At 74.0% G+C, this 24101-nt stretch carries 21 protein-coding genes; 12 read left to right on the plus strand and 9 right to left on the minus strand.

Annotated elements, in window-relative coordinates; genetic code table 11:
* Positions 1-37 precede the first annotated feature (37 nt).
* Complete coding sequence (locus SM452_RS04580) at positions 38-766, minus strand: adenosylcobinamide amidohydrolase (RefSeq protein ID WP_463839337.1); 729 nt, start codon at positions 764-766, stop codon at positions 38-40.
* 219 nt (positions 767-985) lie between these two features.
* Between SM452_RS04580 and SM452_RS04585 the strand changes: the two genes are divergently transcribed.
* The 9 genes from SM452_RS04585 to SM452_RS04625 all read left to right on the plus strand — a co-directional run bounded on the left by SM452_RS04585 (position 986) and on the right by SM452_RS04625 (position 11729).
* Entirely contained in the window at positions 986-1663 is a 678-nt protein-coding gene (locus tag SM452_RS04585) for a Crp/Fnr family transcriptional regulator (RefSeq protein WP_007466162.1), read from the plus strand.
* Positions 1664-1821: 158 nt separating this feature from the next.
* Positions 1822-2565 (plus strand): metallophosphoesterase family protein, encoded by a 744-nt coding sequence (locus tag SM452_RS04590; RefSeq protein WP_463839338.1) that lies wholly within the window; start codon positions 1822-1824, stop codon positions 2563-2565.
* A 106-nt stretch (positions 2566-2671) separates the two neighbouring features.
* Positions 2672-3283, plus strand: coding sequence for a TetR/AcrR family transcriptional regulator (locus SM452_RS04595; RefSeq protein ID WP_013289007.1), 612 nt, complete (start codon positions 2672-2674; stop codon positions 3281-3283).
* Between the two features lie 33 nt (positions 3284-3316).
* On the plus strand, positions 3317-4111 hold the full coding sequence (locus SM452_RS04600; RefSeq protein ID WP_262013418.1) for a TIGR03084 family metal-binding protein: 795 nt from the start codon (positions 3317-3319) through the stop codon (positions 4109-4111).
* On the plus strand, positions 4108-5784 hold the full coding sequence (locus tag SM452_RS04605; protein ID WP_463839339.1) for an acyclic terpene utilization AtuA family protein: 1677 nt from the start codon (positions 4108-4110) through the stop codon (positions 5782-5784). Before SM452_RS04600 ends, SM452_RS04605 begins: the two co-directional genes overlap by 4 nt.
* Positions 5781-6920 carry an acyl-CoA dehydrogenase family protein gene (locus tag SM452_RS04610; protein WP_013289010.1) on the plus strand — a complete coding sequence of 380 codons (1140 nt, stop codon included), beginning with the start codon at positions 5781-5783 and terminating at the stop codon, positions 6918-6920. The genes SM452_RS04605 and SM452_RS04610 overlap by 4 nt, the downstream gene beginning before the upstream one ends.
* Entirely contained in the window at positions 6917-8524 is a 1608-nt protein-coding gene (locus SM452_RS04615) for an acyl-CoA carboxylase subunit beta (RefSeq protein ID WP_262013421.1), read from the plus strand. The genes SM452_RS04610 and SM452_RS04615 overlap by 4 nt, the downstream gene beginning before the upstream one ends.
* A gap of 68 nt (positions 8525-8592) precedes the next feature.
* Positions 8593-10569, plus strand: coding sequence for an acetyl/propionyl/methylcrotonyl-CoA carboxylase subunit alpha (locus tag SM452_RS04620; protein ID WP_463839340.1), 1977 nt, complete (start codon positions 8593-8595; stop codon positions 10567-10569).
* Complete coding sequence (locus SM452_RS04625; protein WP_262013423.1) at positions 10566-11729, plus strand: acyl-CoA dehydrogenase family protein; 1164 nt, start codon at positions 10566-10568, stop codon at positions 11727-11729. The genes SM452_RS04620 and SM452_RS04625 overlap by 4 nt, the downstream gene beginning before the upstream one ends.
* Positions 11730-11947: 218 nt before the next feature.
* Here the strand turns inward: SM452_RS04625 and SM452_RS04630 are convergent, their stop codons facing one another.
* Positions 11948-13726: an alpha/beta hydrolase gene (locus tag SM452_RS04630; RefSeq protein ID WP_463839341.1), complete on the minus strand. Its 1779-nt coding sequence runs from the start codon at positions 13724-13726 to the stop codon at positions 11948-11950.
* 235 nt (positions 13727-13961) lie between these two features.
* On the opposite strand from SM452_RS04630, the gene SM452_RS04635 reads away from it, so the two are divergent.
* Positions 13962-14426, plus strand: a complete 465-nt coding sequence (locus SM452_RS04635; protein ID WP_262013425.1) for a hypothetical protein — start codon at positions 13962-13964, stop codon at positions 14424-14426.
* Here SM452_RS04635 and SM452_RS04640 read toward each other — a convergent pair.
* The 7 genes from SM452_RS04640 to SM452_RS04670 all read right to left on the minus strand — a co-directional run bounded on the left by SM452_RS04640 (position 14413) and on the right by SM452_RS04670 (position 22124).
* Positions 14413-15885, minus strand: coding sequence for a serine/threonine-protein kinase (locus tag SM452_RS04640; RefSeq protein WP_355510969.1), 1473 nt, complete (start codon positions 15883-15885; stop codon positions 14413-14415). The genes SM452_RS04635 and SM452_RS04640 overlap by 14 nt on opposite strands.
* A 30-nt stretch (positions 15886-15915) precedes the next feature.
* A complete protein-coding gene (locus tag SM452_RS04645; protein WP_194801984.1) occupies positions 15916-16374 on the minus strand; it encodes a hypothetical protein in 459 nt (152 codons plus the stop codon).
* A gap of 134 nt (positions 16375-16508) precedes the next feature.
* Positions 16509-20090, minus strand: coding sequence for an adenylate/guanylate cyclase domain-containing protein (locus SM452_RS04650; RefSeq protein ID WP_463839342.1), 3582 nt, complete (start codon positions 20088-20090; stop codon positions 16509-16511).
* Positions 20087-20881, minus strand: a complete 795-nt coding sequence (locus SM452_RS04655) for an MBL fold metallo-hydrolase (RefSeq protein ID WP_436798900.1) — start codon at positions 20879-20881, stop codon at positions 20087-20089. The genes SM452_RS04650 and SM452_RS04655 overlap by 4 nt, the downstream gene beginning before the upstream one ends.
* A gap of 117 nt (positions 20882-20998) precedes the next feature.
* The gene (locus SM452_RS04660) at positions 20999-21460 is read right to left on the minus strand and encodes a RidA family protein (RefSeq protein ID WP_135242382.1); all 462 of its coding nucleotides are present in this window, start codon (positions 21458-21460) and stop codon (positions 20999-21001) included.
* A 5-nt stretch (positions 21461-21465) separates the two neighbouring features.
* Positions 21466-21621, minus strand: a complete 156-nt coding sequence (locus SM452_RS04665; protein WP_013289021.1) for a DUF4177 domain-containing protein — start codon at positions 21619-21621, stop codon at positions 21466-21468.
* A 62-nt stretch (positions 21622-21683) separates the two neighbouring features.
* Positions 21684-22124 carry a hypothetical protein gene (locus tag SM452_RS04670; RefSeq protein ID WP_355510964.1) on the minus strand — a complete coding sequence of 147 codons (441 nt, stop codon included), beginning with the start codon at positions 22122-22124 and terminating at the stop codon, positions 21684-21686.
* A 337-nt stretch (positions 22125-22461) separates the two neighbouring features.
* Here SM452_RS04670 and SM452_RS04675 point away from each other — a divergent pair, with 337 nt between their 5' ends.
* Both SM452_RS04675 and bagA read left to right on the plus strand, forming a co-directional pair.
* Positions 22462-23040 carry an Rv0361 family membrane protein gene (locus tag SM452_RS04675; RefSeq protein WP_262013429.1) on the plus strand — a complete coding sequence of 193 codons (579 nt, stop codon included), beginning with the start codon at positions 22462-22464 and terminating at the stop codon, positions 23038-23040.
* 49 nt (positions 23041-23089) lie between these two features.
* The gene (gene bagA, locus SM452_RS04680; RefSeq protein WP_030273789.1) at positions 23090-24064 is read left to right on the plus strand and encodes an ArsA-related P-loop ATPase; all 975 of its coding nucleotides are present in this window, start codon (positions 23090-23092) and stop codon (positions 24062-24064) included.
* Positions 24065-24101 lie beyond the last annotated feature (37 nt).

Below are 24101 nucleotides of genomic sequence, written 5' to 3' on the forward strand. Positions count from 1 at the left end.
TCGGAAAACCCGGCGTGTCGCGTGTGCCGGGCCCACGTCAGCCCGCCCGCCGGTCGGACCAGGGCACCACGGTCCCGGCGCCGCCGGAGCGGACGGCGGCGTGCACGGCCCGGGCCAGCGGTGCGCCCCAGGCCGACCGGGGACCGCCGTACGGGGCCGGATCGCCGTCGGCCGGGCAGAGCACGGTCACCGCGTCGGTGGGGGTGCCGGTGGCGGGCAGTCCGAGTTCCCAGATCGCCTGTGCCTTCGCCTCGGTGGCGGTGGCCACGGCGTTGACCAGGGCGGCGTCGCCGAGCCGCACCGGGACGTACACGACGATGTTGACGGTGCCGACGTGCTGCGCGGGCCGGGCCGGCTCGCTCGCGGCCGACGGCGCCGGCCCGGGTGCGGCTGCGGACGGGTGGGGCGCGGCGGCGGACGGCTCGGGGGCGGCGGCCCAGACCGGCGTGCCCAGGCCGACAGTCGCCCAGACCCGGACGCCGCCGTCGGTGCGGCGGACCACCTCGCTCACGTCCACGCCGGTCAGCAGCCCGACCCCGGGCCCGTCCAGGTCGAGGCCGTGCGCCAGCTCGGCCAGGTGCGCGGCGGGGTCGTCCCGGTCGTACGACATGGGGACCGTCGCGTTCAGCACCCACCGGCGGACGCCGATCCCCCCGCCCAGCGGCGCGGAGCCGACCGCGAGCAGCGGCGACTCGGCCCGCCACGCCAGCAGCGGGATGTCCCAGCCGGATTCGGACCGGCTGGTCAGGAACGGCTCACACAGCACGCCGGTCACCCTACGATCACAGGTGGGAACGGGTGGCGCCGGCCCGGGCCGGAGGCGGGATCTTAGCCGCTCCCCAGGTCGGGTGGGTTACGCCCAACGATCAAGATTCCAGGGGTGCACCTCTGATTCCTGCTCATGTGCGCCTAGACTGGCGGCGCGCGAGGGATCAGCGGACGGCGGACCCGGCCGACGGACGGCACGCGCAGGCGGAGGTGCGCGATGGACGAGGTACTGGCCCGCAGCGGGATCTTCCAGGGTGTCGACCCGGAGGCTGCCGAGGCGCTCGCCAAGGAGATGGAGACGATCGAGGTCCGCAAGGGCGAGATCGTGTTCAACGAGGGCGAGCCCGGCGACAGTCTCTACATCCTCCTGTCCGGCAAGATCAAGGTGGGTCGCCGCGCGGCGGACGGCCGGCAGAACCTGATCGCCGTGATGGGCCCGTCGGACATGGTGGGTGAGCTGTCGCTCTTCGACCCCGGTCCGCGTACGGCGACGGCCACGGCGGTCACCGACACCCGTCTGGTCCGGCTGCGCAAGCAGGCGCTGCGGCCGTGGCTGAACAACCGGCCCGAGATCGCCGAGCAGCTGCTGCGGGTGCTGGCCCGCCGGCTGCGCCGGACCAACGACTCGCTCGCCGACCTGATCTTCACCGACGTGCCGGGACGGGTCGCCAAGAACCTGCTCCAGATGGCCGGCCGGTTCGGCACCCGCGACGGCGGCGTGCTGCGCGTGACGCACGACCTCACCCAGGAGGAGATCGCCCAGCTCGTCGGCGCGTCCCGGGAGACCGTCAACAAGGCGCTGGCCGACTTCGCCTCGCGCGGCTGGCTACGGCTGGACGGCAAGAGCATCATCATCCTCGACCCGGAGCGCCTGGCCCGCCGCGCGCGGGTCTGATCCTCCGTACCGGCTTCCCGGCCCGGCCCGCCACCGCGCGGAGCCGGGTCGATGCCGTTCTGCTGCACAGGCCGGGCCGGTGTCGCCTCTGAGCGAGCCGGCTCTGCCCGCCGCAGAATCGCTTGGTGCTCCCGCCCCGGTGCCGCCAGGCTGGGACGATGCCCGATCGCGTCGCCGTCCTCTCCGACATCCACGGTGTGCTGCCCGCGCTGGAAGCAGTGCTGGCCGAGCCGGACGTGGCAGCCGCCGACCTGATCGTCCTCACCGGTGACCTGGCCGCCGGTCCGCAGCCGGTCGAGGTGCTGGACCTGCTGACCGCGCTCGGGGACCGGGCCTGCTGGGTCGGCGGGAACGCCGACCGGGAGCTGGTGCAGGCCCGGGCCGGGAAGGCTTCCCCGATCGAGGTCTCGAACTGGGCCGCCGGGCAGCTCCGCGACGACCAGGTGGCCCGGCTGGCCGCGCTGCCGCCATCGGTCACGCTGCCGGTCACCGGCCTGGGCGACGTGTTGTTCTGCCACGCCACCCCGCGCGACGACGAGGAGGTCGTGCTCGTCGACTCGCGGCTGGACCGCTGGGCCGAGGTCTTCGCCGGCCTGCCGGCCGAGGTCGGCACGGTGGTCTGCGGGCACACGCACATGCCGTTCACCCGGCTGGTCGACCGTCGCCTGGTGGTGAACCCGGGCAGCGTCGGCATGCCGTACGGGGGCGCGGGCGCCTGGTGGGCGCTGCTCGGCCCGGGCGTGCAGTTGCGCCGGACCCGCTTCGACGTGGACGTCGCCTGCGCCCGGGTCGCCGCCGAGTCCACGTTCCCGGATGCGGCGGCCTGGGCCGACGAGTACGTCCGCTCCCGCCACTCCGACGCCGACGCGCTCACCGTCTTCGCTCCGCGCGACGGCCGCTGAGGCGTTAAAAAGGGGCCCTATCCTCTACCGCAGGCGTCAACAAGGGCCCCCTCCTTTCAAAAAAGTCAGGCTTGACTGTTTGTTTTGGGCGGGGCACGCTGTCTGCGTGTCGAGCCGAGTTCCGCAGCAGGAGCGCAGCCGTGCCACCCAGGCCCGGCTGCTGGAGGCGACCGTCGAGTGCCTGGTGGAGCACGGCTGGTCCGGCACCACGACGACAGTGGTGGCGGCACACGCCGGCGTCTCCCGGGGCGCCCAGCTGCACCACTACCCCACAAAGGCCGCGCTGGTGACCGCCGCCGTCACCCACCTGACCGAGCGCCGGGCGGCCGAGCTGCGCGCCGAGGCGGCGCACCTGCCGGTCGGCCCGAAGCGGCTCGACGGCGTGGTCGACCTGCTCGCCGCCTCCTTCACCGGCCCGCTGTTCGTGGCCGCGCTGGAGCTGTGGGTGGCCGCGCGTACCGACGCCGAGCTGCGCGCCGCGCTGGTGCCGCTGGAGGCGCGGATCGGCCGCGAGATGCACCGGCTCACCGTCGAGCTGCTCGGTGTGGACGAGCGCAAGCCGGGCGTACGCGAGTCGGTGCAGGCCACCCTCGACCTGCTGCGCGGCCTCGGCGTGGCCAACCTGCTCAGCGACGACTCGCCCCGCCGCGCCGCCCTGCTGCACACCTGGAAACGCCAGCTCGCCGCGCTGCTCACCCCCGAGAGCGAGCGGCACTGATCCCCTGACGCCCCACCCCCGCCCGGAGGCACAATGGTCGACCTGACAGCCCTGCTCGCGGATCTGGCCGCCGAGTCCGAACAGCTCGACGCGCTCGTCGCGGACCTGCCGCCGGAAGGATGGGAGCGGCCGACACCGGCCCCGGGCTGGACCGTCGCACACCAGGTCGCGCACCTGGCCTGGACCGACCACGTCGCCTACCTGGCGGCCACCGACGAGTCCGCGTTCTTCGCCTCGGTGATGGCCGCGCCGGACCCGTCGCGCCTGGTCGAGGACGGCGCCGAGTCCTTCCTCGCGCCCCCGCCCGCGCTGCTGTCCCGCTGGCGTTCCGGCCGGTCCGCGCTCGCCGGGGCGCTCGCCGCCGTCCCGGCCGGGCAGAAGATCCCCTGGTACGGCACCAGCATGTCGCCCACCTCGATGGCGACCGCACGGCTCATGGAGACGTGGGCGCACGGCGAGGACGTGGCAGACGCGCTGGGCGTCAGCCGTACCCCGACCGAGCGCCTGCGGCACATCGCGCACCTCGGCGTCCGTACCCTCGGGCACGGCTTCGCCGCCCACGGCCGCGAGGTGCCCACGGTGCCGGTGCGGGTCGAGCTGACCGCGCCCGCGGACGGTGACGTGTGGGAGTTCGGGCCGGCCGACGCGGCCGACCGGGTGACCGGCCCGGCACTCGACTTCTGCCTGCTCGTCACGCAGCGCCGGCACCGCGCGGACCTGGCCCTGACCGCCACCGGGCCGGTGGCCGACGAATGGCTGGACGTGGCCCAGGCGTTCGCCGGCCCGCCCGGCGACAAGCGCGAACCGGCGAACGGAACCTCCTCATGAGCGTGCTGCGGATCGGGAACGCGTCGGGCTTCTACGGCGACCGCTTCGCCGCCTGGCGGGAGATGCTCGACGGCGGCGAGCTGGACGTGCTGACCGGTGACTACCTGGCCGAGCTGACCATGCTCATCCTCGGCCGGGACCGGATGCGCGACCCGTCGCTCGGGTACGCCAAGACGTTCCTGCGCCAGGCGGAGGGCGTGCTCGGCACCGCGCTGGAGCGCGGCGTCACGCTGGTCACCAACGCGGGCGGCCTCAACCCGGCCGGGCTGGCCGACGCGATCCGGTCGCTCGGCGACCGGCTCGGCCTCCAGGTCCGGGTCGGGTACGTCGAGGGCGACGCGATCCAGCGGCCGGACGCGCTGACCGCGAACGCCTACCTGGGCGCGTTCGGGATCGCGGCCTGCCTCGACGCGGGCGCGGACGTGGTGGTCACCGGGCGGGTCACCGACGCCTCGCTGGCTGTCGGCCCGGCGATCGCCCGCTTCGGGTGGACCCGCGACGACCTCGACGCGCTGGCCGGCGCGACTGTGGCCGGGCACCTGATCGAGTGCGGCGCGCAGGTCACCGGCGGCAACTTCAGCTTCTTCACCGAACTGCCGGACGGCGGGCACCGCCCCGGCTTCCCGATCGCCGAGCTGCACCCGGACGGCTCGTCGGTGCTCACCAAGCACCCCGGCACCGGCGGCGCGGTCACCGTCGAGACGGTCACCGCCCAGCTGCTGTACGAGGTGGGCGGGCCGGACTACCTCGGCCCGGACGTGGTGACGCGGCTGGACACGGTGCGGCTGGCGCAGGAGGGCCCGGACCGGGTAAGCGTCTCCGGGGTGCGCGGCACGCCGCCTCCGGACACGCTCAAGGTGGGCGTCAACAACCTGGGCGGCTTCCGCAACTCGATGACGTTCGTGCTGTGCGGGCTGGACATCCCGGCCAAGGCGGCACTGGTCCGGGGCCAGATCGAGGAGTCGGTCGGCACGGAGGGGCTGGAGTTCACGCTGGCCCGTACCGACCACCCGGACACCGGCGACACCGAGGCGGCGAGCGCGCTGCTGCACGTACACCTGCGTGACGGCGACAAGTCGCGGGCCGGGCGGGCGTTCTCGGCGGCGGCGGTCGAGTTGGCGCTGGCCTCCTACCCGGGCTGCACGCTGACCACGCTGCCGGGCGACGCGACGCCGTACGGGGTGTTCACCGCCGACACGATCGCGCAGGACGCTGTCGAGCACGTCGCGGTGCTGCCCTCCGGCGAGCGGGTGCCGATCGCGCCGCCGCCGGTGACGGGCGGTTTGCAGGGGGCCCCTGTACGACATGAGGCGTCAACAGGGGGCCCTTCCTTGCACGGGACGCGGCGGGGGGCGCTGGGTGAGCTGGTCGGCGCGCGGTCGGGCGACAAGGGTGGCGACGCGAATTTGGGCGTCTGGGCGCGTACCGACGCGACCTGGCCGTGGCTGCGCGACTGGCTGACCGTGGAGCGGCTGGCCGAGCTGCTGCCGGAGACCGCGGCGCTCACCGTCGAGCGGTACGAGCTGCCGAACCTGCGCGCTGTCAACTTCGTGATCCGCGGACTGCTCGGGCAGGGCGTGGCCGCATCCACCCGGTTCGACCCCCAGGCCAAGGCACTCGGCGAGCTGCTGCGCTCGCGAGTCGTCGATCTTCCGACGGAGGCTCCGGCATGACCATCGTGGACACGCCGGAACGCCGGCAACTGCGCGAGCTGACCCGCTCGTTCGTGACCCGGGAGGTGCTGCCGCACCTGTCCGACTGGGAACGGGCGGGCGAGGTGCCCCGGTCGCTGCACGAGACCGCCGCCAAGATCGGCCTGCTCGGCATCGGCTTCCCGGAGTCGGTCGGCGGCAGCGGCGGTGACCTGCTCGACTCGATGGTCGTCACCGAGGAGATCATCCGCTCGGGCGGGTCGTCCGGGCTGGTCGCGGCGCTGTTCACGCACGGCATCGCGCTGCCGCACATGGTCGAGACCCAGGACGAAGGGCTGATCGACAAGTACGTCCGGCCGGCGCTCGCCGGGACGATGATCGGCGCGCTGGCGATCACCGAGCCGGACGGCGGCTCGGACGTGGCGGGCATCCGCACCTGTGCGGTACGCGACGGCGACCACTACGTCGTAAACGGCTCCAAGACGTACATCACCAGCGGGGTCCGCGCCGACTTCGTCACCACTGCGGTCTGCACCGAGTTCCCCGGCTCGGGCTCGGTCAGCCTGCTGGTGATCGACAAGGGCACGCCCGGGTTCACGGTGGGGCGGCGGCTGGAGAAGCTGGGCTGGCACTGCTCCGACACCGCCGAGCTGTCCTTCGTCGACGTGCGGGTGCCGGTGACGAACCGGGTCGGCCCGGAGGACACCGGATTCCTCGCCATCATGCAGCAGTTCGCCAACGAGCGGCTGTCGCTCGCCACCCAGGCGTACGCGACCGCGCAGCGCTGCGTGGACCTGGCCGTGCAGTGGTGCCGCGACCGCCAGACGTTCGGCCGTCCGCTCGTCGGGCGCCAGGTGGTCCGGCACAAGCTGGCTGAGATGCACAGCCGTACCGACGCGGCCCGGGCGTACGTGCACGACGTCGCCGAGCGGGTGGCCGCCGGCCAGCCGGTGGTGACCGAGGTGGCGATGGCGAAGAACGTGGCGGTGGCCACCTGCGACTGGGTGGTCGACGCCGCGCTGCAACTGCACGGCGGCTTCGGCTACATGCGTGACGCCGAGGTGGAGCGGCACTACCGGGACGCCCGTCTGCTCGGCATCGGCGGCGGCACCACCGAGATCATGAACGAGATCATCGCGAAGGGCATGGGCCTATGAGCACGACTGTCCTGCAGAGCACCATCGACCCGTCCGCGCCCGCCTTCACCGCCAACCGGGAGGCGCTGCTGGAACGCCTGGCCGAGCTGGAGGAGGCGCTCGACCAGGCCCGGGGCGGTGGCGGCGAGAAGTACGTGACCCGCCACCACGGTCGCGGCAAGCTGCTCCCCCGGGAGCGGATCGAGCTGCTGCTCGACCCGGACAGCCCGTTCCTGGAGTTGTCGTCGGTGGCCGCGTACGGCACCGACTTCCCGGTCGGCGCCAGCACCGTGACCGGCATCGGTGTGGTCGAGGGCGTCGAGTGCCTGATCGTGGCGAACGACCCGACGGTACGCGGCGGCGCGATCAACCCGTGGTCGCTGGCGAAGACCCGGCGGGCGGGTGAGATCGCGGCGGCCAACCGGCTGCCGATGGTGAACCTGGTCGAGTCGGCCGGGGCGGACCTGCCCACCCAGGCGGAGATCTTCATTCCCGGCGGCCGGGTGTTCCGTGACCTGACCCGGCTGTCCGCGCAGCGGATCCCGACCGTGAGCGTGGTCTTCGGCAACGCCACCGCCGGCGGCGCGTACGTGCCGGGCATGTCGGACTTCACCGTCATGATCCGGGACCGCTCGCAGGTCTACCTGGCCGGACCGCCGCTGGTGAAGATGGCCACCGGCGAGGTCACCGACGACGAGTCGCTCGGCGGCGCGGCGATGCACGCCACCACCTCCGGCCTGGCCGACTTCCTCGCCGAGGACGAGCGCGACGGCATCCGGCTGGCCCGGCAGTGCGTCCGCAGGCTCAACTGGCGCAAGCACGGCCCGCCGCCGCGCAACCCCCACCCGCTGCCACCCCGGTACGACCCGGAGGAGTTGCTCGGGATCGCCAGCGCCGACCTGAAGGTGCCGTTCGACCCGCGCGAGGTGCTGGCCCGGGTGCTCGACGACAGCGCGTTCGACGAGTTCAAGCCCGGCTACGGCACCGCGCTGGTGACCGGCTGGGGTGAGCTGCACGGCTACCCGGTCGGTGTGCTCGCGAACGCCCGGGGCGTGCTGTTCAGCCAGGAGGCGCAGAAGGCGGCCCAGTTCATCCAGCTCGCCAACGCGGCGGACACACCGCTGGTCTTCCTCCAGAACACCACCGGCTACATGGTCGGCACCGAGTACGAGCAGCGCGGCATCATCAAGCACGGCGCCCTGATGATCAACGCGGTGTCGAACTCGAAGGTGCCGCACCTGACTGTCAACCTGGGTGCCTCCTACGGCGCCGGCAACTACGGCATGTGCGGCCGGGCGTACGAGCCCCGGTTCCTGTTCACCTGGCCGAACGCGAAGTCGGCGGTGATGGGCCCGGCACAGCTCGCCGGGGTGCTGTCCATCGTGGCCCGGCAGGCGGCCGCGGCCCGGGGACGCGAGTACGACGAGGACACCGACGCCGCCATGCGGATGATGGTCGAGCAGCAGATCGAGTCGCAGTCCGGCGCGCTGTTCCTGTCCGGGCGGCTCTACGACGACGGGGTGATCGACCCCCGGGACACCCGTACCGTCCTCGGGTTGTGCCTGTCGGCGATCCACAACGGACCGGTGAAGGGCGCCGACGGTTTCGGCGTCTTCCGGATGTGACCTGTGAGCGCGAGGAACGCAGCGAAGCGGAGTCCCGCAGTCGCGAACGAAAGGCAGGCTCAGCGCCAATGATCACGAAGCTTCTGGTTGCGAACCGGGGCGAGATCGCCCGCCGGGTCTTCGCCACCTGCCGCGCCCTCGGCGTGGCCACCGTCGCCGTGCACTCCGACGCGGACGCCGACGCGCCGTTCGTCGCAGACGCCGACCAGGCCGTCCGGCTGCCGGGGAACACGCCGGCCGAGACGTACCTGCGCATCGACGCCATCCTCGACGCGGCCCGGCGCTCCGGCGCGGACGCCGTCCACCCCGGCTACGGGTTCCTGGCCGAGAACGCCGAGTTCGCCGCGGCGGTGACCGACGCGGGCCTGACCTGGATCGGTCCGTCGGCCAAGGCGATCGCGGCGATGGGCGACAAGATGGCCGCCAAGGCGCTGCTCGCCGACGCGGGCGTGCCGATGCTGCCCACCTGGACCGACCCGGCCGAGGTCGCCGCCTTCCCGGTGCTGGTCAAGGCCGCTGCCGGTGGCGGCGGCCGGGGCATGCGGATCGTCCGCGACGCGGCCGGGCTGGCCGAGGCCGTCGCTGGCGCGCGCCGCGAGGCGGCGGCGGCGTTCGGCGACGGCACGGTCTTCATCGAGCGGTACGTGGAACGCGGCCGCCACGTCGAGGTGCAGATCTTCGGTGACACCCACGGCACCGTCGTGGCGCTCGGGGTACGCGACTGCTCCATCCAGCGCCGTCACCAGAAGATCGTCGAGGAGGCACCGGGTGTGCTGCCCGACGACGTGCGGGCGGCACTGCACGAGGCGGCGGTGGCGGCCGGGCGCGCAGTCGACTACGTCGGCGCGGGCACCGTGGAGTTCCTGCTCGCGCCGGACGGTCAGGTGCACTTCCTGGAGATGAACACCCGCCTCCAGGTGGAGCACCCGGTCACCGAGCTGACCACCGGGCTGGACCTGGTCCGGCTGCAACTGCTCGTCGCCGAGGGCGAGCCGCTGCCGGTCACCACCACGCCGCCGGCCGACGGTCACGCCATCGAGGTACGGCTGTGCGCCGAGGACCCGGCTCAGGGTTTCCGTCCGGCCACCGGCACGCTGCACCGGTTCGCGATCCCCGGGGTCGCCGCCGAGTTCGGTCCGGCCCGCGGGCTGCGCCTGGACTCGGGTGTGGTGGACGGCTCGACGGTGAGCGTGCACTACGACTCGATGCTGGCGAAGCTCGTCGCCTGGGCGCCCACCCGCACCGAGGCGGCCCGCGCCCTGGCCGGCGCGCTGGCCCGCGCCGAACTGCACGGCGTGGCCACCAACCGGGACCTGCTGGTCCGTGTGCTTCGCAGCCCGGAGTTCGCCGCGGTGGACGTGGACACCGGCTTCCTGGACCGGCACCCGGAGGTGTTCGCGCCGCTGCTGCCTGCCGAGCAGCTTCCGGTCGCGGCGCTGGCCGCCGCGCTGGCCGGGGCCGCCGCGCGCCGGGCCGCCGCACCGGTGCTGGCCGGGCTGCCGTCGGGTTGGCGCAACGTGCCGTCCTTCCCGCAGGTCACCCGCTTCACCGGCCCGGGCGACGAGGAGATCGAGGTCCGGTACCGGCTCGACCGCACCGGTGGGCTCGCTGAATGGTCGGTGTCGTCGTCCGACGCCACCCCGGCCGTGACGGTCGTCGACGCCACCCCGGACCGGGTGGTGCTCGACGTGGACGGGGTGCGGCGGGCGTTCCGCGTACACCGGGCGGGGTCGTCGGTCTTCGTGGACGGCCCGGACGGGGCGGCGAGCCTCACCGAGCTGCCCCGCCTGCCCCTGCCCACCGCGGAGCTGGCGGCCGGGTCGCTGCTCGCGCCGCTGCCCGGCGCGGTGACCCGGGTGCACGTCGAGGTCGGTCAGCGGGTCGCCGCCGGTGACCTGCTGCTGACGCTGGAAGCGATGAAGCTCGAACATCCCGTGCTCGCCCCCGCCGACGGCGTGGTGACGGAGCTGCCGGTGCCGGCCGGCGGCCAGGTCGAGACGGGTGCCGTACTTGCCGTGGTGGACCCCGAGGAGGACCCGCAGTGAACTTCGACCTGACCCCCGAGCAGGACCAGCTCCGCGACGCCGTACGGGCGTTGGGCCGCAAGTACGGCCACTCCTACTTCGTCGAGAAGGCCAAGTCCGGCGGGCACACCGACGAGCTGTGGCACGAGGCCGGCCGGCTCGGCTACCTGGGCGTGAACATCCCCACCGAGTACGGCGGCGGGGGCGGCGGCATCACCGAGCTGGCGCTGGTGTGCGAGGAGCTGGCCGCGACCGGCTGCCCGCTGCTGCTCCTGGTGGTCTCCCCCGCCATCGCGGCCACGATCATCAACAAGCACGGTACGGAGGAGCAGCGCAAGAAGCACCTCCCCGGCCTCGCCGACGGCTCCCAGAAGATCGTCTTCGCGATCACCGAGCCGGACGCCGGTTCGAACTTCCACCGCCTCGCCACTGTGGCCCGGCGCGACGGCGACGACTGGCTGCTCAGCGGCCGGAAGATCTACATCTCCGGGGTGGACGAGGCCGGCCACGTGCTCGTGGTGGCACGTACCGAGGACGCGTCCACCGGGAAGCTGAAGCCGGCGCTGTTCATCGTGCCGACCGACGCGCCCGGCCTAGAGAAGTCCAAGCTGGACATGGAGATCCTGTCGCCGGAGAACCAGTTCCTGCTCTTCCTCGACGACGTCCGGCTGCCCGCCGACGCGCTCGTCGGCGAGTCGCTCGACGCCGGGCTGCCCGCGCTGTTCGCCGGGCTCAACCCGGAGCGCATCACCGTCGCCGCGATGGGCGCCGGCACCGGCCGGTACGCGATCGAGAAGGCCAGCGACTACACGTCCACCCGCAAGGTGTGGGGCGGGCGTTCGATCGGCTCGCACCAGGGTGTGGCGCACCCGCTGGCGCACGCCGCAGTGCAGGTCGAGCTGGCCCGGCTGATGATCCACAAGGCGGCCACGCTCTACGACGCGGGCCGCGACCTGGAGGCCGGCATCTCCGGCAACATGGCCAAGTACGCGGCGGGTGAGGCCGCCGCGCTCGCCGTCGACACCGCCGTCCAGGCGCTCGGCGGGGCCGGCATGACCACCGAGTACGGCGTGGCGACGCTGCTCGGCGCGGTACGCGCGGGCCGGATCGCCCCGGTGAGCCGGGAGATGATCCTCAACTTCGTCGCCCAGCACGTCCTCGGCCAGGACAAGTCCTACTGACCAGCGCCTGCGGTGAGTGGAACGTCATGGGTGTCAAAACGCCTCCGAGACACCCATGACGTTCCACCCGGCCGGGGCGGGGCGGGCAACGCGGCCCAGACCAGCATGGCCAGCACCGCCGCCTCGGTGATCGAGGCGAGCGGCCGGACCAGTCGGCTACGCGCCTGCGGCCCGGGGTACGGCGGGTGCCCGATCACCCGCCGTACCCCGGGGGTCCGTCAGCGGACGGTCAGCGTGCCGACCGCCGGACGCGGCGTCGCCACCGGCGGCAGCCGCTTCGGCTCGCCCCGGCGCGGCTCGCCCGCCCGGGCCAGCTCGCTCTTCGACGCGTCCGCCCGGCCGGCCGCCGCGTCCTCCTGGAACGGCTGCGCGTCACCGACGCAGAGCGTGCCCTTGGCCGGCAGCTTGCCGGTCAGCAGGTACGCGTCGATCCGGCCGGTCACGCACGCCGAGGTGCCGTACGCGGTGTGGCCCCAGCTGTCGCTGCTCAGCAGGCGGCTGTTCGGCAGCAGCTCGGCCGAGCTGACCGCACCCTGGTAGTTGGTCGCCGGGTCCCAGTAGTTGCCGACGACGAGCACCGGAGCGGCGGTGACCCGGTTGAACGGCCCGGTCCAGGCGTCCTCGTCCCGCACCGTCCAGGTGTTGCGGGCACAGGGCGAGGTGCCCCAGGCCCACGCGCGCCCGAAGTACGGCGCCCGCTTGTCCTCCTTCGCCGACAGCGCCGGCCAGGCGTCGGCGCTCTTCGGGTGGTACGCGTCGGTGCAGTCGACGGTCAGGAACGTCTCCAGCCCGTTGTCGTACGGGAAGTCGTACCCCCGCTGTTGCCGTGCCTGCGCGGCGCGGGCGGCGAGCGCCTGGCGGGCCGACGCGGTGGCGGCCTTGCCAGCGGCCGGATCGGTGGCGGCCAGGAGCTGCACGGTGATGTCGACGACCGACTGCCAGCCGTACGGGTCGTACAGCGCGCCGAGCGTGGCACCGACGAAGTCGGCGTAGCTGACGGTGAAGGAGCCGAAGTCCGGGTCCTCGATCACCACGGGCTTCTTGCGGAGTCGCTTCGCCACCGTGTCGTACGCGGCCAGCGGGTTGCCGGTGGCGGCGAGTTCGCACTTCTCGGCGCCGGCCTTGCCGCAGCGGACGAGGATCTCCCGCAGCGCCCGGTACGCGCCGTCGGCGCTGCGCAGCCGCGTCTCCTGGAGCTGGTTGCGGGTGCTGCCCTGGCCGACCCAGGCGTTCGGGTCGAGCACGCCGTCGACGACGAGCGCGCGGAAGCGGTCCGGGAACATGTTGGCGTAGTACTGGCCCAGCGCGGTGCCGTAGCTGAAGCCGAGGTAGCTGAGCAACTTGTCGCCGACGGCGCGGCGCAGCACGTCCATGTCGCGGGCCACCTCGGCGGTGGAGGCCGCCCCGGTGAGCGGCTTGCCGGTGGTGGAGCACGCCTTGCCGACCGCCTTGGACGCGGCGACGTACGCCTTCTCCTCCGCCTTGGTCCACGGGAACGCGACGTTCAGCCCGGCGTACGCCCGGGTCTGGTCCTTCACCGAGCGGAAGCACTTGATGTTCTCGCTGGCCTCGACGCCGCGCGGGTCGACGCCGACGATGTCGAAGCGGTCGAGCAGGTCGTCGCCGAGGAAGTAGGGCGCGGCGAGCGCGATGCTCGTGCCGGAGCCACCCGGGCCACCCGGGTTGAGGAAGAGGCTGCCGACCTTGCGCTGCTGGTCGCGGGCCTTGACCCGGAGCAGTGCGACCTCGGTGGTGGCGCCCTTCGGGTTGTCGTAGTCCAGCGGGAGCCGGACCGTGGCGCACTCGGCGTAGTCGTAGCAGGCGTACCAGTCGAGCTTTGGCGTCGGCACGCGGTCCACCCGGCGCGCCTCGGCGGCGGTGGTCCTGTCGTGCGCGGGTGGTTGCGGAGTCGCCGCCGCGGCGGGCGCGACGGCCGGTCCGGCGAGGAGGACGCCGGCGATCCCGGTTGCGGCCAGGGATCGGATTGCACGGGGCATGAGGCTGCCTTCCGTCGGGGAACAGTTCCGTCGAGGAGACCTCGACCCCCGTCACTGTAGGGATCGACGCCCACGTTAGTGACCCCCAAACGTGGACCGATACGGCAAACGACCAGATGATGTAACGATTCTTTCTCGATCGTCGCTACCTGCGACTCCGAAGTGGAGCGTCGGTGACGGGAAGCCGTCTCATCCCGCCGGTTGACAGGTGGACGCGCTGGGCCATGCTTGTCGGGTGAGATCGTTCCCGAAGCCCGATGCGCGGGCGAAGGCCGTCGTCGCGTCCCTGGCGACGGTGGCGGCGGTGGTGACCCTCGCCGTGTGGCGTCCGCCCGGCATCCTGTCGGTCGTACTGGCCCTGGTCTGCGTGCTGCTCGCCATGATCACGGGAGTGACGATCACCGCCGCGCGCCAGCCCGGCGGCACCGGCGGGCCCACCCCGCAGGCCGAGACCTGGCCGGTCCCCCACCAGGGGTACGGAGTGGACGCCGACACGCTGGAGGCGATCGACCCGCGCGCGGTGCGGAACCTGCGCACCCCGGCGGGTCAGCCGATCGACGCGGACACGCTGGAGACGCTGGACCCGCGCGTGGTACGCGGCATGCGGGCGCCGACGGCGGTGGACGCGGACACGCTGGAGACGCTCGACCCGCGATCGGTGCGGCAGGGCCGGACCGTGAACGGGCTCAGCGACCGGTGAGCGTGGGACCGGCGAGCGCGTTGACGCCCCGGCCGGCCAGACAGCGGTAGGTGCGGTCCGCCTCGGCCTCCGGCGGCAGCACCTCCAGGTTCCACCCGCTCGCCGACTTGCCGCCGCTGACCAGCCGGAACGTGTCGGCGTTGCACACCCTGCCGACGGCCGGGTCGGCCGCGACCGTCTCGTGCCGGGCCCCGGCGAGCGCGGCCGGCAGGTCACCGGCGGCGTAGGTCTCCCACGTGTGCTGGCCGTCGCACGGCACCCGGCTCGCCTCGGCCCGGTCGCGGCGCAGCCGTACCGGACCGAAGCACTCCAGTTCCGTCGCGCAGCGCGCCCCGGCGGGCAGCCGCACGTCGGCGGACGCGCATCCCGGCACCGGCGCCACCCCGGCCACCCCGCTGGCCGCCGGCGTCGGCAGGGCGGCCGGAGCGTGGCCGCCGGCGACCCAGCCACCGCCGGCCGAGGCCGCAAGCGCCAGCACGCCGGCACCGCCGAGGAACCAGCGCTTGGGCCAGCGCCGGCGCGAGGCCACCGTCGGGTGGTCGTCGTCCGCGGGCGGTCGCGGGTTCGGCCCGCCGGTGCGGTGGAACCGGTCGCCGGTGCCGCCGTCGTACAGGCCGCCGGTCGCCGGGGCGCCGTCGAGCGGCAGCGAGGCGAGCAGGCCGCGCAGCTCGACCGCCGAGGGCCGCGCGCCCGGGTCGTTCGACATGCCCAGCCGGAGTACGTCGATCAGCTCGCCGGGCACGCCGGGCAGACCCGGGATCGGCTGCTGGAACATCTCCAGCACGGTCACCAGGCTCGGGTTGCGTTCGGAGTGCCAGCGCGGCGGACGTCCGTACATCAGCGCGTAGAGCGTGGCGCACAGCGAGTAGACGTCGACGGCGGGCGTGGGCGGGCTGTGGTTGAACGTCTCCGGCGGCGCGTACGCCGGGGTGAGCGCCTCCAGCATCACCGAGGAGTCGCGGAACTCGGCGAGCACCGCCAGGCCGAAGTCGGCCAGGACCGCCGAGTTGAACTCGGAGTGCAGGATGTTCGCCGGCTTGACGTCGCGGTGCAGGACGCCCGCCGCGTGCGAGTGCGCCAGCGCGTCGGCGATCTTCACGCCGAGGTCGCGGGTCTCCGCCGGACCCAGCGGGGAGGTGCGCATCCGCTCGGCGTACGAGCCGTCGCACAGCTCCATGATGAGGTAGGGGTGCTGGTCGACGGTGACCCCGACGTCGAACAGGTCGACGACGTGCGGGTGCGACGACATCCGCCCGGCGGCACGGGCCTCGCGCAGGAAGCGGGCCTGGTCGCGTTCGCTGTCCAGTGTGCGGTTCTCGATCTTGACCGCGACCTCGCGTCCCACCGAGATCTGGGTGGCCCGGTAGATGGTGGCGTAGCCGCCCCGGGCGAACACCTGCAGATCGGTCAGACCGGGCACGATGGGCAGCCGCAGGGCGCCGGGCGGGGTCTCGGTCACGACTCGAAAATACCCAACGATCCGGACCCGTCAGCGCGCCGCGTCGGTGGCCGGCGCCGGCTCCGGCGCGGACACGGCACCGGCGGGAGCCGCCCGGCGGGCGTCCCACCACAGGCCGGCTGCCGTGGCGAGCGCGCCCAGGCCCTCCCACGCGGCGACCGCGAAGAAGCGGTCCGGCGCGACGTCGGAGAGCACCGCGATGGTGAACACGGTGAAGGTGACCAGGCGGAACCACACGGTGAACCGGTAGAACGGCCGCCACTCGGTGGCGACGGCGAGCAGGTAGTAGACCCCCATGTTGAACGAGGCCATCGAGGACGCGGTGAGGAACGTGCCGGTGTAGTCGCCCGGAGCGCGCTCGGCCGGCACCTCGAAGCCGAGCAGGCGCAGCTGCGTCTCCGGCCAGATCAGACCGAGCGCGCCGAGCAGCAGCGCGAGGAGCCCGAAGACCGCGATCGTCCAGCCGGCGCCCGAGCGCGGCAGCCTCATCGTTCCTCCCCAGCGTGATCTGCCGGTGACGCAGGCGCGCACCGGGCGGCCACAGTCGATCCACGACTGTGGCCGCCCCACGCTAACCGGCTCCACCGACGAACACATCCCCGGAACCGTCAGAACACGGGCGATCAGCCCCCGGAGAGGCGCACCCGCAACGCGTCCGCGACGATCCGCTCACTGCGCTGCTCGGTGGCGTACGCGAGGCGTACCGCCGCCTCCGCGTGCGTCAGCGCCTCGGCCCGCCGACCGCAGGCGTCGAGCGCCTCGGCCAGCACGAGCAGCGCCACCACCTGGCTGCGGACGTCCTCCGCCGGGGCGGTGATGGACCGCTGCGCCCAGTCGAGCGCCTGTTCGCGCTGGCCGTGGGCGAGCAGCGCGGCGGCGTACCGGGCCATCGTCTGCCGCCGGGAGAACAACAGCGAGGGCGCGTTCGCCGCGCCGGTGGCGACCGGGGCGAGCAGCCCCACGGCGGTCCCCGGATCACCGGCCGCGAGGCGGGCCATGGCGAGCAGCACCCGGGGCGCGACCTGGGCCGGCGCCTGCGGGTTGTGCGGCTCCACCCGGGTCAGCACCGACCGTGCCTCCCGCTCGGCGGCCTCGTGGTCGCCCATGTCCAGCGCCACGAAGCCGCGCAGCGTCCCGGCCATGCCGGTGAGCAGCGGGTGGGTGGTGCGGTCGGCGTACTCGAGCGCGTCGGTGAACAGGTCGGCCGCGTGTTCCGGCTCGCCCAGCCCGCGCGCCACCACTCCGCGCACCACGAGCGCGAAGCCCTGCCCCCAGTCGTCGCCCACCTCGGCGAAGTCCCGGTACGCACGCCGCGCCGCCCGGTCCGCCTCGGCCAGGTCGCCCAGCTCGGCGGTGGCGTACGCCTCGACAGCGCGCAGCGTCCCTACCGCCCACGCCTCGCCGACCCGCTCCCCGAACGGCAGGAACACCCGCGCCATCCGGCACGCCTCTCGCAGCCGGCCCGCGAGCAGCCGGGCGAACGCGGTGGTGCCGCGCAGCCAGGCCCGCCCGTACGGGTCCTTCAGCTCGGCGAAGAGCCGGGCGGCCCGGCCGAGCACCGCGTCCGTGCCGGCGAAGTCGCCCCGGGTGGTGGTCACCCAGGCCAGGTTCTGCAACGACCACGCCTGCCCGCGGGGATCCCGCGCGGCGAGACTGACCTGGTAGGACGCGGCCAGCCGGCTGCTCGCCTGCCCGAGCCGGCCGGCGATGAAGTCGGCCATGCCGAGCCGCCGCATCGCCGAGGCCCGCAGCGTGGGCAGGTCGGCGTCGGTCGCCACCTGCAACGCCTCCTGCCAGTTGCACTCGGCCCGCTCGGCGTCACCGAGGGTCTGCTGGGCCTGCCCGGCGAGCAGCAACGCGGCGGTACGGGTGGCCGGGTCGCCGGTGTTCGCGGCGATCTTCTCGGCGAACGCCAGCGCGTCGGCCGGGCGGCCGACCTGGAGCAGCGCCCGGGCGTGCACCACCCGGTCAGCCGCGGGCACCCCGTCGCGGGCCAGCTCGGCCGCGCGTTCGGCGTACTCGACGGCGAGAGCCGGCTCCCCCGACCGCAGCGACCGGCGGGCGGCCCGGCCCAGCGCGGCCACGCCCAGCGGGGTGACCGCCCGGGCCGGCGCGTCCGGGCGCAGCTTGACCGCGTCGGCGAGCGCTGTGGCCCGCTCCACGTGCTCGGCGACGAAGTCGTCCCGGGCGGCCTCGGTGAACGCGCCCCCGGGTGCGCCGCCGGTCTCGTCGACGCTCTCCGGCGCGGCCCAGCGGGCCAGCGCCGCGTGCCGCTCGGCCAGTTCGGCCTTGCTCACCCCGGCGTACGCGGCCTCCCGCATCAGCGGGGTGGCGAAGGCGAACCCGCTGCGGGTGCGGTGCAGCATGCGCCGTTGCAGCAGTTCCTCCACGGCCCGGTCCAGCTCGACGGCGGCCACCGCGGCGGGCCGCCCGTCCTGCCCGACCCGCTGTTCCCGCAGCGCCTCCAGCGCGCCCGCCGGTACGGTGTCGCCCACCACCGCGGCGTCGCGCAGCGCCGAGCGGGCGTTGGGCGGCAGCGCGTCGATACGCGCGGCGAGCACCGCGGCCAGGTCCCGGGAGAGCAGCCGGCTGCCGAGCGAGCCCGGGGCGAGCCGCCAGCCGACGTCGGAGCCCCGCCCCGGCCCGGCCGTGAGCGCGCCGCGCTCCATCAGCAGCGTGACCAGTTCGGCCAGGTAGAACGGGTTGCCCTGAGCGGTGGCGAGCAGCCGGTCCGCGTCGGTCTGGGGCATCCGGCCACCGGACAGGTAGCTGGTGAGCAGCCGGGACGCGTCCGCGCCGCGCAGCGGCGGCAGCGCGTGCACCTCGGCGTCCGCGACGCGGGTCAGCGCGCCGGCGGTCCGTACCAGCTCGGGGCGGCCGAGCAGCAGCACCAGCACCGGCCCGCTGAGCCGGTTGAGGGTCAGCGCGAGCGCCTTGAGCGTCTCGGCGGTGGCGTCGTGCAGGTCGTCCACCACGATCACCAGCGGCGCCTCACCGGCGAGCGCGCTGAGCAGGTCCGCCACGGCGGTGGGCACCGCCTCGTCGTCCGGCGGGGGTCCGGCCGCGTTCCACTCGCCGTTCTCGGTGGCGGGCGGGAGTTCGGCGTACCCGAGCAGGGCCAGGAGCTGGTCCACGGCGATCGGCGGCGGGTCGCCGGGGAGCCGGGACAGGCGCTGGCCGAGGCGGCGCAGCCGCTCCTCGACGGCCGGCCGGGTGACCGCGGTGGCCGCGTCGCCGGGCAGGCCGACGGCGGCCCGGACCAGGTCGGCCAGCGGGGCCAGCCGGCGCCGTTCGCCGAACGCCGCGCAGCGCACCGAGAGGACGCGGGCGCCGGTGTGCGCCGCGTACCGCCCGGCGCCGACGTCGTAGCCGGCGGCGAGGCGTTCCACCTCGGCCGCGAACCGGGACTTGCCGATCCCCGCCTCGGCGGTCATCAGCAGCACCCGGGGCTCGCCCCTGTCGATCACCTCGGCGAGCCGGCCGGCGACCCGGCCGATCTCGGTCTCCCGGCCCACGAACGGCGCCTCGTCACCGAGCCCGGACCGGGTGCCGGGCGCGTCGAGCAGGCCCAGCAGCTCGTACGCCTCGACCGGTTCCCGCTTGCCCTTGAGCCGCAGCGGGCGCAGCGCCCGCCAGGAGGCGACGTGCCGGGTGGCGGCGGACGTGCGCGCACCGGCGTAGACCGCACCGACGGCGGCGGCGTCGGCCAGCCGGGCGGCGGTGTTCACCGTGTCGCCGATGACCGTGTACTCGATCGCCGCCTGGATGCCCGCGATCACGTCCCCGGTGTTGAGGCCGACGCGCAGGCCCAGCGGCGCGCCGCCGCCGCGCTCGTCGTCGAGCACCCGCCGCACCGCACGCTGCATGGACAGCGCGGCGCGGACCGCCCGCTCGGCGTCGTCCTCGTGCGCCACGGGCGCGCCGAAGACCGCCATGATCCCGTCGCCGGTGAGCTTGTCGACGTGCCCGCCGAACGTCTTGACCGCGCCCGCGAGGGCGGCCAGCACCCGGTCGGTGACCGCGCCGACCCGTTCCGGGTCCAGGTCCTCCGACCAGGAGGTGAAGTCGGACAGGTCACCGAAGAGCACAGTCACCACGCGGCGCTCGGCGGCGGGCAGTGTGGCGGCAGCCGGAAGCGCCGCCCCGCAGTTGTGGCAGAACCGCGCCCCGGGCACGGCTACGGTTCCGCACACCGGGCAGGTCACGGCTGCTCCACTCCGAGGTGTTCGAGCTGGGCCCGGACCGACCACTCGGCGGCCCACCACAGCGACCTGTCGACGTCGGCGTAGACCACTGCGACCACCTCGGCGGCGGTGGTGGCGCCCGCGGCGACGGCGGCACGCACCTGGTCCAGCCGGGCCCGCCGGTGGGCCAGGTAGAAGTCGGCCGCCACACCGCAGTCGGCCAGCGCCGGGCCGTGGCCCGGCAGCGCCGGGATCCCCCGGTACGCGGAGAGCAGCTCCAGGCTCGACAGGTAGTCGCCGAGGTGCCCGTCCGGGTGGGCGACCACTGTGGTGCCCCGGCCGAGGATGGTGTCACCGGTCAGCACCACGTGTTCGCCGTCGTGCGCGGCGACCAGGCAGACCGAGTCGGCGGTGTGCCCGGGGGTGGGCAGCAGTCGCAGGTCCAGCCCCACGTCGATGGTGGTGGCGGCGGTGAGCGGCTCACCTCCGGCGGTGTGCGCCGGGTCGGCGGCGAGCACCGGTACGCCGTCGAGCAGCTCGCGCAACCGGGGCGCGCCCTCGGTGTGGTCGGCGTGCCCGTGCGTGATCAGCACGCATCCGATGCGTCCCTGCGCCGCGATCGCGGCCAGGTGCCCCTCGTCGGCGGGACCCGGGTCGACCACGACGGCGGGCGCGTCCGGCCCGGCCCGCAGCACCCACGTGTTGGTCCCGTCGAGCGTCATCGGCCCCGGGTTCGGCGCACGCAGCAGCGTCACCCACCCCGGCAGCCCGTCCGCAAGCGCCCCCGCCGCACCGGCCATACGCCCACCCATGGCTGCGATCGTACGACTCCGCCCGCCACTCCCCGCGATCTTGCAGTTCCGGCCCGAGCTTTGTCCCCGTCTGGGGCTTCTGCCGGGGCCACAACCGCAAGATCGCGGGCTCCAGCGTTACGCGACCTCGACGATGACCTCTACCTCTACCGGGGCGTCGAGGGGGAGCTCGGCCACGCCCACGGCGCTGCGGGCGTGGCGGCCGGCCTCGCCGAACACGGCGCCGAACAGGTCGGAGGCACCGTTGATCACGCCGGGCTGGCCGGTGAAGCCGGGTGCGCTGGCCACGAAGCCGGTCAGCTTCACGACCTTCACCACGTTCTCCAGCCCGACCAGCGCGTCGATCGCGGCGAGCGCGTTCAGCGCGCACCGCTCCGCCAGGTCCTTGGCCTGCTCGGCCGAGACGCCGTTGCCGACCTTGCCGGTGGCGAGCAGCTTGCCCTCGGCCATCGGCAGCTGGCCGGACACGTAGACGTGCTGCCCGGACTGGACGGCCGGCACGTAGCTGGCCACCGGCGGCACCACCTCGGGCAGTTCGAGGCCGAGCTCGGCGAGCTTCGCGTGGGGTCCGTTGCTCATCGAGGTCAGCCCTTCGGACGCTTCAGGTACGCGACGAGCTGCTCCGGGTTCGGGCCGGGGACCACGGAGACCAGTTCCCAGCCGTCCTCGCCCCAGTTGTCGAGGATCTGCTTGGTCGCGTGGACCAGCAGCGGCACCGTGGCGTATTCCCACTTCTGCATCGGAGGAGGGCTCCCTTGCCTGACTTGGACTTCGGTCAGGCACAGCCTACGGTCCGCCGCGGTCACCAGGACGCGGGACGCGGCTCCGGTGCCGGCGGCGGCTCGCCGCACGGGCCCTCGTGCTCGAAGCGCTGCGGGCACCGGCTGCGGTCGGGCAGCAGCAGGTCGCAGAAGACCCGGTGCCTGTTGTTCTGGTCGTCGGCGGTGGAGACGGTGGTCTCGCCCGCGTCCAGCTCCATCAGGAAGCCCAGCGAGGTGGCCACGGTGCCGGCGAGCGCGGTGGCCGCGTCCAGGTCGGGCACCCGGACCTGGAGGTGGATGACGTAGCCGGGCTCGTCCTCGTCCCGCCCCTTCCCGCCGGATCGGGGCAGCGTCCGGACCGCCTCGGCCGGCGGGCCGTAGGAGCGCTCGTTGAACGGCGCGCCCGGCACCTCGGCCTCACCCGGCCGTCCGGCCCGGTCACCGGGGAACTGGCCTCGGGGACTGTTCTCCGCGTCGCGCATCCGTCGCCTCCGGGCGTCGTACCTGTTCAACAAACACCGCCATCCGGCTCGGAGCCGTCCCCGGCCCGGGCTCTCCGCGTCGGGGACGAACGTAGATCCTTCGACAAGTCCCGGCAACGGGACGCGCACTCCTCGTCACCTCCAGTCACATTTGCGACACAAGGCTGGTCGGGAACGCGGTAGCCGTGTCCGCCCGGCGGGGCGCGTACGCGGGGCTGGCAAGCGCACCGCCGACCGATACCCTTCCGGACTGGACGCGCGCCGACGCGCGCCCGCACACCTCGACCCGTGCCCGTCGCCTGGGGCGGCGACGGGAGCCGCAACCCGGGGGAGACAGATGACCCAACCGCCCGCCGGTGGCGACACCGGCACGCCCGGCGACCCGAATCCGCAACCGCCGCCCGTCGGCGGCGCGCCGCCGGGATCCGCACCCGCAGCCGGTCCGCCGGCGTATCCGTCCGGCACCCCGCCGCGAAAGCGACCGGCGGTGCTGATCGTCTCGCTGGTGCTGGCCGCCGCGGTCCTGCTCTGCGGCGGAGGGGGCACTGCCGCGTTCCTCGCGTTACGCAACAGCGAGGACGGCCAGGGCGCGAAAGAACCGCAGGTAGCCGTGGACGGCTTCCTCAAGGCCGTCTACCAGGAGCGCGACGCCGAGAAGGCGGCCGCGTTCGTCTGCTCGGCGGCCCGTGACGACGAGAAGATCGCCGCCAAGGTCACCGAGGTGCGGGAGTACGTCGCGCAGTACCAGAACCCCCGTTTCCGCTGGCCCACCCCGACCGTCGACAACCAGACCGGGGACCGGGCCACCGTCTCCGCGCGGGTGACCATGACCACCGCCGACGAGAAGGTCGCCGAGCAGGCGCTGCGTTTCACAGTGGTGCGGAAGACGGGTTGGTGGGTCTGCGAGGTCGGCTGATCCCGCCGGCCGGACAGGGCTGGTCCCAACGGCTGGTTAGGCTCGACGGGTGGCAGCTAGTGAGCAGCCGGCCGAGTCCGCCGGCAGATGGCCGGCCCGCCTGCACGTGGTGACCGGCAAGGGCGGCACCGGAAAGACCAGCGTGGCCGCCGCGCTGGCCCTCGGCCTGGCCGCCGGGGGCCGGCGCACCCTGCTGGTCGAGGTGGAGGGCCGGCAGGGCATCGCCCAGCTCTTCGGCACCGACCCGCTGCCGTACGAGGAACGGCACCTCGCCGACGCGCCCGGCGGCGGTGAGGTGCGGGCGCTGGCGGTCGACGCCGAGGAGGCGCTCCTCGAATACCTGGACATGTTCTACAAGCTCGGCGCGGCCGGCCGGGCGCTGCGCAAGCTCGGCGCGATCGACTTCGCCACCACGATCGCGCCGGGCCTGCGCGACGTGCTGCTCACCGGCAAGGTCAAGGAGGCGACCACCCGCACCAGCGGGTCGCGCCGGACGTACGACGCGGTGGTGCTGGACGCGCCGCCGACCGGGCGGATCGGCCGCTTCCTGAACGTGACGGCGGAGACCGCCCGGCTGGCGAAGGTCGGCCCGATCAAGACCCAGAGCGAGGGCGTCTCCGCGCTGCTCCGGTCCCCGATGACCGCTGTGCACGTGGTCACGCTGCTGGAGGAGATGCCGGTCCAGGAGACGCTCGACGCGGTCGCGGAGCTGACCCAGCTCGGTTTCCCGGTCGGCCGGGTGATCGTCAACGGCGTCCGTCCGCCGGTGCCGGCCGGGCGCGCGGTGACAGCGGCCGAGCTGAAGCGCGGGCTGGCCGCCGCCGGCCTGCCGACCGACGGCCCGACCGTGGCCGGGCTCGTCGAGGAGGCTCGTGACCAGCAGGTACGCCGTGAGCTGGAGGACTCCCTGCGGGGTGACCTGGTGGATCTGGGCCTGCCCCTGGTCGAGTTGCCGCTGCTGCCCGAGGGGGTCGACCGGGCCGGGCTGGAGACGCTCGCCGAGGCCCTCGTCCGGGCGGATTGACTCACACCTGCGGCCGGCACGGAGCAGAGAGGCCCTC

This window comes from Micromonospora sp. SYSU B005, from assembly GCF_055362685.1.